Origin of the sequence: Amaricoccus sp., assembly GCF_017995835.1 — a bacterium.
Taxonomy (GTDB): Bacteria; Pseudomonadota; Alphaproteobacteria; order Rhodobacterales; family Rhodobacteraceae; genus Amaricoccus.
The window spans coordinates 1-6949 of record NZ_JAGOID010000129.1 but is presented as its reverse complement, the minus strand read 5'-3'; the positions used below and the strand labels follow the sequence as shown (position 1 = coordinate 6949).

Here is a 6949-nt window from a genome sequence, read left to right as displayed (position 1 = left end):
CACCCAGTGGCTGATCGAGAAGAACGGCCACCTCAGCCCCGCCGCCGCACGTCAGAGATGGCTCGACCAGAACCTGCCATGCGCGGCATAGTGCAACCTACTGTCCAGGGAACCGGGTGCGGTACATCCGTTCGCCAGTGAACGGTCGCCTGGGTGAAAGGCAGTCCGGCTACGCCGGCTCGCCGAGCGCCCCCGCCAGCACCTGTGGCGGCAGTTCCTGCGCCAGCTCGCCGGCGAGTTTCATCTCCAGGTCGCGCAACTTGTCCTCGAGGGTCGCCATCCCTGGCGCTCCGAACGCCTCGATGTAGCGTTGCTCCTCACCCTTGGCGAAGAGTTCGACCAGCACCGTGTCGTCGATCCAGAGTTTCATGATCCTGAAAAGGCCGGTTTCCACCTCCTGCGAGCGCCAGCCTTCACGCTGGGCGATCGCTTCGATCTCCTCGCCGCTCTTCACGGTGCTCACTAGAACGTGGCCGCTTCCCGGCGCGAAGCTTGCCGGCCGCTGCCTGAGGCCGAGCGGCGCGTCCGGGTCGAACACCGCCGTCGCCGGGAGGACTTCCAGGAACGTGCCGCGGTCATCGCCGGCCAGCACAAACCAGGCCCCGTGCGGGAATGGCGGTGTCGGCGCGCGCAACGCGGCTGCGTCGGTGAGTTCAGCCAGCACCTGCGCCACGCGCATCGGATCGCTGACGCCGAATGACACATGGTGGATCATCACGGCACAGAATCTCCTGTGACAACGTCCTCTTTCGCTCGACCAACGGGCAAGCTCGCGCCCGTCCTCCTTCGCGCGTCGTCAATCAGCGCTTTCGCAGCCCACTGGGCGGCTTGCGCCGACGCGCCGCCTGAAAGCGCCCAATTGTCCTTCATCGATTCCCAGCCGGTTGCCGAGCAGAGCACCGTGACCGAGGCCAGCAGCCATGCCGCCTCCGCTTCCGGCAGCTTCTCGATCACCGGCTTCAACGCGTCCGAGAATTTCCTGCGCCGTGCATCCGCATTGGCGTGACGCACGGCCTGCCCATGCGGATCGTGCATCATCGCCCGCACCAGCGCCTCGTCGCGGTCGAAGGCGGCGAAGAGCGCCGGGATATGCGCGACGACCTCTTCCGGCGTCGCCGGCGGCGCCGGCGTTTCGATCAGCTCGTTCGCCCAACGCCAGAACGCGCCGAACAGCGCCTCCCGATTCTCGAAATAGCGGTAAAGGGTGCGCTGCGGCACGCCGGATTCCCTGGCGACCAGATCGAAGGTGACCTCGCTGCCGCGCCGCAGCAGGCTTGCCACGCCCTCCATGATCCGGCCTTCGGTCATGGCCGCGAGTTCCGCGCGCGGTGAGAGACGCGATGGTTTGTTCCCGCTCATGACAGTTAAACTGTCATATTGTCAGCATAACTGTCAACAACTGTTTTGGCGGCGCCCCCGCGGATCGAAACGACACCCGGTCGAGGCAATCAGAGATCGCCGCACGACCGCGCGCCTGCGGGTGAAGGTCCCATGAAGGTCCCACCTCCGCGGTTGCCAGCGGCCCGTCCATGTGGAAACTCGCGCGGTCCCGGGGGCGCGCATGGCCGCCGCCGGTCGTGGCAGGGACGATGGGAGGGAGAGCATGTCGCTGAAGGACAAGGTGGCGCTCGTCACCGGAGCGAGCCAGGGAATCGGCAAGGCGACGGCGGAAGCGCTGGCGGCGGCGGGCGCGCGGGTCGTGCTCGCGGCCCGCAGCGCCGAGCGGCTGGCGGAGGTCGCGGCCGCGATCGGCGGCGACGCGCTCGCGACGCCTTGCGACGTGACCGATCCCGTCTCGGTCGACGCGCTCTATGCCGCGATCGGCGAGCGATTCGGCCGGGTCGACGTCGTGTTCAACAACGCCGGCGCGGCGCTGATCTCGAAATCGGCCGGCGACGTCGAATGGGAGGAATGGCGGCGCGTCGTGGGCGTGAACCTCGACGGGGCCTTCCTGATCGCCCGCGGCGCCTTCCGGATGATGCGCGCGCAGGCGCCGCAGGGCGGGCGGATCATCAACAACGGCTCGATCTCGGCCTACGTCCCGCGCCCGGGCTCGATCGCCTATACCGCGTCGAAGCACGCGATCACCGGGCTCACGCGGTCGCTGTCGCTGGACGGCCGGCCCCACGACATCGCCTGCGGGCAGATCGACATCGGCAACGCCGCCTCGGACATGACGGCCGTGATGTCCAGGGGGGTGCCGCAGGCGGACGGCAGCCTGCGGCCCGAGCCGACGGTCAATGTCCGCCACGTCGCCGACGCGGTGGTCCACATGGCGAGCCTGCCGCTCGACGTGAACGTGCAGTTCATGACGGTGATGGCGACGAAGATGCCCTATATCGGCCGCGGATAGTCGCGCCCCGTCCCCGGGGGGCGATCACGTCTGCCGTCGGGGCCAGTCCGGCAGGCCGGTGTCGAAATCGTAGCCCCAATACTCGATGTCGCGCCCGAACGCCCGGGCGAAGGCCGCGAGCGAGCGGTCGTCGAAGTGTCGGCGATAGTCGTCGCCCGCGCGCCTGACCCGCAGCGCGGGCGGCTTCCGCCACGGCTTGCCGAGCAGGCGGCAGACCTCGGAGAGGCCGGCGTCGAGCTCCTCGAAGAACACCACCCGGTCCATGGCGAGCCGTCCGTCGGGATAGACGACCGTCTGCACCTGCTGGCGGGTGACGTGCCGGTATTCATGCCCCGGCCGCTGCGGCGTGTCGTCCTCGCGGCCGAGTGCGGTCCGGACCGTGTATTTCGTGCGATCCTTCGCCTGCCGCAGGATCTCGCGGCCGTAGTGCCAGCGGGCCGGGGCGCTCGTGCGCGGGTCCAGCACATTGGAGAGCAGGCTCTCGCGCGGCAGGTTCTCCAGCACGTCGAGCACGCTGCGGTGCTTGGTGGACCGACAGTGCTTCCAGCCGGAGATGAACCGGTCCCAGGGGTTCCTGATCACCGTGAACTTCAGGTAGGCGCGGATCGTCGGGTCGTCCTCGTCCCAGTGCGGCTCGAGGACGCCCTCGTTGAACCGGCCGCGGTCCGCGCCGGTCGCGTCGGGAAACATCGCCTTGACCGAGGTGCCCGCGCTCTTGCGCTGGTGGACGAAGATGCAGCGCCAGGCGTGCGAGATCATCAGAAGAACAGCGGCAGGATCAGGAACGCCGCCGCGGTCAGCGCCCCGTTCAGACCCATCGCGACGCCGGCGAAGACGCCCGCCTCCTCGCTGACCTGGAAGGCGCGCGCCGTGCCGATTCCGTGCGACGCCACCCCCGCCGCGAACCCGCGCGCCGCATAGTCCCTGACCCCGAGCGCGTTCATCAGCGGCGTGACGATCACCGCCCCGAGCACGCCCGTCAGCACCACGAGCACCGCGGCGAGCGCCGGCAGGCCGCCGAGGCCTTCGGCCAGGGCCATGGCGATCGGGGCGGTCGTCGACTTGGTGACGAGGGAGGCGATCACCGGCGGCGGCGCCCCGAGCGCCCAGCCGATCGCGCCGGCCGTCCCGATTGCGGTCAGCGAGCCCGCGAGCAGCGCCGCCGCCATCGGGACGAGATTGGCGGCGACCCGCGCTCGGTTGCGCCACAGGGGCACCGCGAGCGCAACGGTGGCCGGGCCGAGCAGGAAGTGCACGAACTGCGCGCCCTCGAAATAGGTCTGGTAGCGGGTGCCGGTGAGCGTCAGCACGGCGATCAGGATCGCCGCCGCGATCACCACCGGGTTCGCCAGCGGATGCCGCCGGCAGGCGGCGGAGATCGTGTCGCCGACGACATAGGCGACGAGCGTCGCGGTCAGCCACAGGAGCGGCGTCTCGGCGAGGTAGACCCAGATCCGGTGGATGTTGCCGCCGTCGCTCACGACCGCCTCCGCGCCTGCATCCGCGCCTGCATCCGCGCCACTCCGCGAAAGGTGAAGACCGTGACGATGAGCGTCACCACGGTCGAGACCACGACCGCCACCGCGATCGCGAGCCAGTTCGCGGCGATCAGCCCCATCTGCTGCATCACGCCCACCGCCGCCGGCACGAACAGCAGCGACAGGTTGCGCAGGATGCCGTCGGCCGCGTCGTCGAGCGCGGGTCCGGTCCGCCCGAACGCCGCCATGCCGGCGAGGAGCAGCGCCATGCCGAGGACCGGCCCGGGAAAGGTGATGTCGAAACCCCTGACGATCGCCTCGCCGACGAGCTGGCACAGGAACAGGAGGGTAAGGCCTCGGACCATGGCGCTTCGCCGTCAGTTGCGGGGCCGCACTCTGGCCGCCGGGCCGGGCGCGCGCAAGACCCGGCGTTCGGCCGGGCTCCCGCCGGCGCCGGCAGGGCGGGACCGCCTCGCGGTCGCGGCGCGTCCGCCGGGGGTTCAGGCGATGTCCTCGTGGAGGCAGAGGATGTTGCCCTCGGGGTCGTCGAACCAGGCGGCCTTCTCCGAGCCGAGGACGCAGACGTGCCCGACCGCCTTCAGCCCCGGCAGGTCGTAGTCGGAGAAGACGACGCCGGCCCGCCCGAGCGCCGCGACCGCCACCGCGATGTCCCGGCGGTCAATCACGGCTTCATCGCCACGGCGGGCGAAAGCGCCGACGGGAGGCTCATCCAGACCATCGGCGGCGGCGGCTCGGGCGGATCCGGCGACGCGATGACCTCGGCCAAGCTTCTCAAGTCCGCGCGCGGCGGGAATCCTCGCCCGGTCGGTCGGCGGAGGCGGAGGCGCTGGCGGAAAGGGCGCAACGTCCATGGGCTCGGGCACGTCGAACAACGACGGGTCGAACGGAAGCGAGAGCTCCGTAGATTCGACCGTCGCGTCTGTCGCCACGTCAGCCAAGAACGATGGCATCCAGGTTCTCGCCACTCGTGGCGGGCCAGCGCCGGTGCTCGGCGTGGCGAACGACCGGGATCGCCGGGGTCAGGACTTGCCCTTGGGGAACAGGAACGTGACGATGGCCCGCGCGCCCCAGCCGTCCGGCCCGCTCTCCGGCGTCTCGACCCAGTAGCGCGCGCCGACGCCGAACTGCACCGGCTGCTTGCCGATATGGGTGGTCTTGGACACCATCGCGTTGATCGGCACCGACCATTCGGAGTCCTTCCAGTCGTAGGTCGATTCCGAGTTCAGCGTGAAGGTCACCGCGGTCTTGGTGTTGTAGGCGACGAAGGGTTGCAGGAAGGTCGAGCTGACATCGGGGCGGTCCTCGCCGCCGGCGTCGGCGACCGACCAGATGTGGTTGGCGAGCAGGCCGTAGGTCCAGTGCCCCTTCTGCACCAGCGCCACGCCCGTCGGCCCGACGCCCCATTTGCCCGAGCCGAGCTCGTCCTCGGTCGCCGTCGGCCACAGGAAGGCGGGGCCGACGCCCCAGATCAGCCCGCCGGGACCGGGCGACTTCGGCGACAGGAACAGGCTCTGCGTGGTGTCGCCGAGCCCGAACTGCGAGCCCGTGCCGGGAACCACGTCCGACTGGTCGATCACCGGCACGATCGTCCGGACGATCATGTTCCATTTCGGCGTGAGCGTGAACGGGATGACCGGCTGGATGTTGACGTAGTTCTGGTGGCCGTCCTGCGGGCCGTAGCCGTCGTTGTAGTTGTACTGGAACGGCACGCTGATCAGGCTGGAGATCGGGTTCGAGACCTGCTTGGCGAGATCCTGCGCGTCCTGCGCGCCGGCGGCGGCGGCGGCGAGGAGCCCGCTGGCGAGGATGAGGGGGCGAAGGGCGTCCATCGACGATCTCCTGTGCGGCCAATGACGATGAGGTATGCGAGCCGCTCGCGAGTATACGTCGAATTTTCGCTCCGTGGGCTTGTCATTTTGCGCCATTCCGTGCCGCTTTCCTTCGCGCGCGCGCCATGCGAGGAAGCCGCGGCGTGTCCGGGAAGCGAGGCGAGCACTGTGGCCGAGACGAAGCCGATGCTGCGGGCGCTGCGCGGCGAGACCATGGCCGTCCCCCCGGTCTGGATGATGCGCCAGGCCGGGCGCTACCTCCCCGAGTACCGCGCCACCCGGGCGAAGGCCGGCGGGTTCCTCGACCTGTGCTACGATCCAGAACTCGCGGCCGAGGTGACGTTGCAGCCGATCCGCCGTTTCGGCTTCGATGCGGCGATTCTCTTCGCCGACATCCTGCTGGTGCCGCAGGCGCTCGGGCTCGACCTGCGCTTCGCCGAGGGCGAGGGGCCGCGGCTTTCGACCGTGACCTCCGCCGCGGAAGTGGCGCGGCTGAAGCCCGGCGACGCCATCCACGAGACGCTCGCGCCGGTCTACGAGACGGTGCGCCGCGTCGCCGCCGCGCTGCCGGCGGAGACCGCGCTGATCGGCTTCGCCGGGGCGCCGTGGACGGTCGCGACCTACATGGTCGCCGGCCGCGGCACGCCGGACCAGGCGCCGGCCCGGCGGATGGCCTGGGCCGATCCGGAGGGCTTCGACGCGCTGGTCGAGCGGATCACCGAGGCGACGATCGAGTATCTCGCCGCACAGGTCGCGGCAGGGGCCGAGGTGGTCAAGCTCTTCGACAGCTGGGCCGGCGCGCTGCCCGGGCCGCTCCTGGAACGCTACGCCGTCGCGCCCGCCCGCCGCATCGCCGGGGCGCTCAAGGCGCGCTTCCCCGGCCTGCCGGTCATCGGCTTTCCCCGGGGCGCCGGGGCCGGCTACGCCGGCTTCGCCGCGGCGACGGGCGTCGACGCGGTGGCGCTCGACGCGAGCGTCGACCCGGCCTGGGCGGCGCGGGAGGTGCAGCCGCGGACCTGCGTCCAGGGCAACCTCGATCCGATCCTGCTCGTGGTCGGCGGGAGCGCGCTCGAGCGGGCCACGCGCGCCTGCGTCGAGGCGTTCGCCGGCGGTCCACACGTCTTCAACCTCGGGCACGGCATCACGCCCGACGCGGACCCGCGCAACGTCGACGCCATGCTGCGCGCCATCCGCATCTGATCACGTTGGACGGCGGCGCGGCGGACACGCTAATCCTCGGACAAATCAGTAGGGACGCAATGAGCCTG

Annotated in this window: 9 protein-coding genes; 2 read left to right on the top strand and 7 right to left on the bottom strand. The window is 70.4% G+C overall.

The annotated features are described in order from the left end of the window. Positions 1–169: 169 nt before the first annotated feature. Both KBA23_RS14850 and KBA23_RS14845 read right to left on the bottom strand, forming a co-directional pair. Positions 170–718 (bottom strand): hypothetical protein, encoded by a 549-nt coding sequence (locus tag KBA23_RS14850; protein WP_290742436.1) that lies wholly within the window; start codon positions 716–718, stop codon positions 170–172. Continuing rightward, positions 715–1308 (bottom strand): TetR/AcrR family transcriptional regulator, encoded by a 594-nt coding sequence (locus KBA23_RS14845; RefSeq protein WP_290742433.1) that lies wholly within the window; start codon positions 1306–1308, stop codon positions 715–717. Before KBA23_RS14845 ends, KBA23_RS14850 begins: the two co-directional genes overlap by 4 nt. 295 nt (positions 1309–1603) lie before the next feature. Here KBA23_RS14845 and KBA23_RS14840 point away from each other — a divergent pair, with 295 nt between their 5' ends. Next, positions 1604–2353, top strand: a complete 750-nt coding sequence (locus tag KBA23_RS14840) for an SDR family oxidoreductase (protein ID WP_290742430.1) — start codon at positions 1604–1606, stop codon at positions 2351–2353. Positions 2354–2377: 24 nt separating this feature from the next. On the opposite strand, the gene KBA23_RS14835 is transcribed toward KBA23_RS14840, so the two are convergent. From KBA23_RS14835 to KBA23_RS14815, 5 genes are all read right to left on the bottom strand, one after another. Beyond that, positions 2378–3112, bottom strand: coding sequence for a sulfotransferase family 2 domain-containing protein (locus tag KBA23_RS14835; RefSeq protein ID WP_290742427.1), 735 nt, complete (start codon positions 3110–3112; stop codon positions 2378–2380). Next, positions 3112–3834 (bottom strand): LrgB family protein, encoded by a 723-nt coding sequence (locus tag KBA23_RS14830; RefSeq protein ID WP_290742424.1) that lies wholly within the window; start codon positions 3832–3834, stop codon positions 3112–3114. The genes KBA23_RS14835 and KBA23_RS14830 overlap by 1 nt, the downstream gene beginning before the upstream one ends. Then, entirely contained in the window at positions 3831–4196 is a 366-nt protein-coding gene (locus KBA23_RS14825; protein ID WP_290742421.1) for a CidA/LrgA family protein, read from the bottom strand. The genes KBA23_RS14830 and KBA23_RS14825 overlap by 4 nt, the downstream gene beginning before the upstream one ends. A gap of 135 nt (positions 4197–4331) precedes the next feature. Then, positions 4332–4517 (bottom strand): hypothetical protein, encoded by a 186-nt coding sequence (locus KBA23_RS14820; protein ID WP_290742418.1) that lies wholly within the window; start codon positions 4515–4517, stop codon positions 4332–4334. A gap of 354 nt (positions 4518–4871) precedes the next feature. Continuing rightward, on the bottom strand, positions 4872–5681 hold the full coding sequence (locus KBA23_RS14815; protein WP_290742415.1) for a transporter: 810 nt from the start codon (positions 5679–5681) through the stop codon (positions 4872–4874). Positions 5682–5867: 186 nt separating this feature from the next. Here KBA23_RS14815 and hemE point away from each other — a divergent pair, with 186 nt between their 5' ends. After that, positions 5868–6881: a uroporphyrinogen decarboxylase gene (gene hemE / locus KBA23_RS14810; protein WP_290742439.1), complete on the top strand. Its 1014-nt coding sequence runs from the start codon at positions 5868–5870 to the stop codon at positions 6879–6881. Positions 6882–6949: the final 68 nt, after the last annotated feature.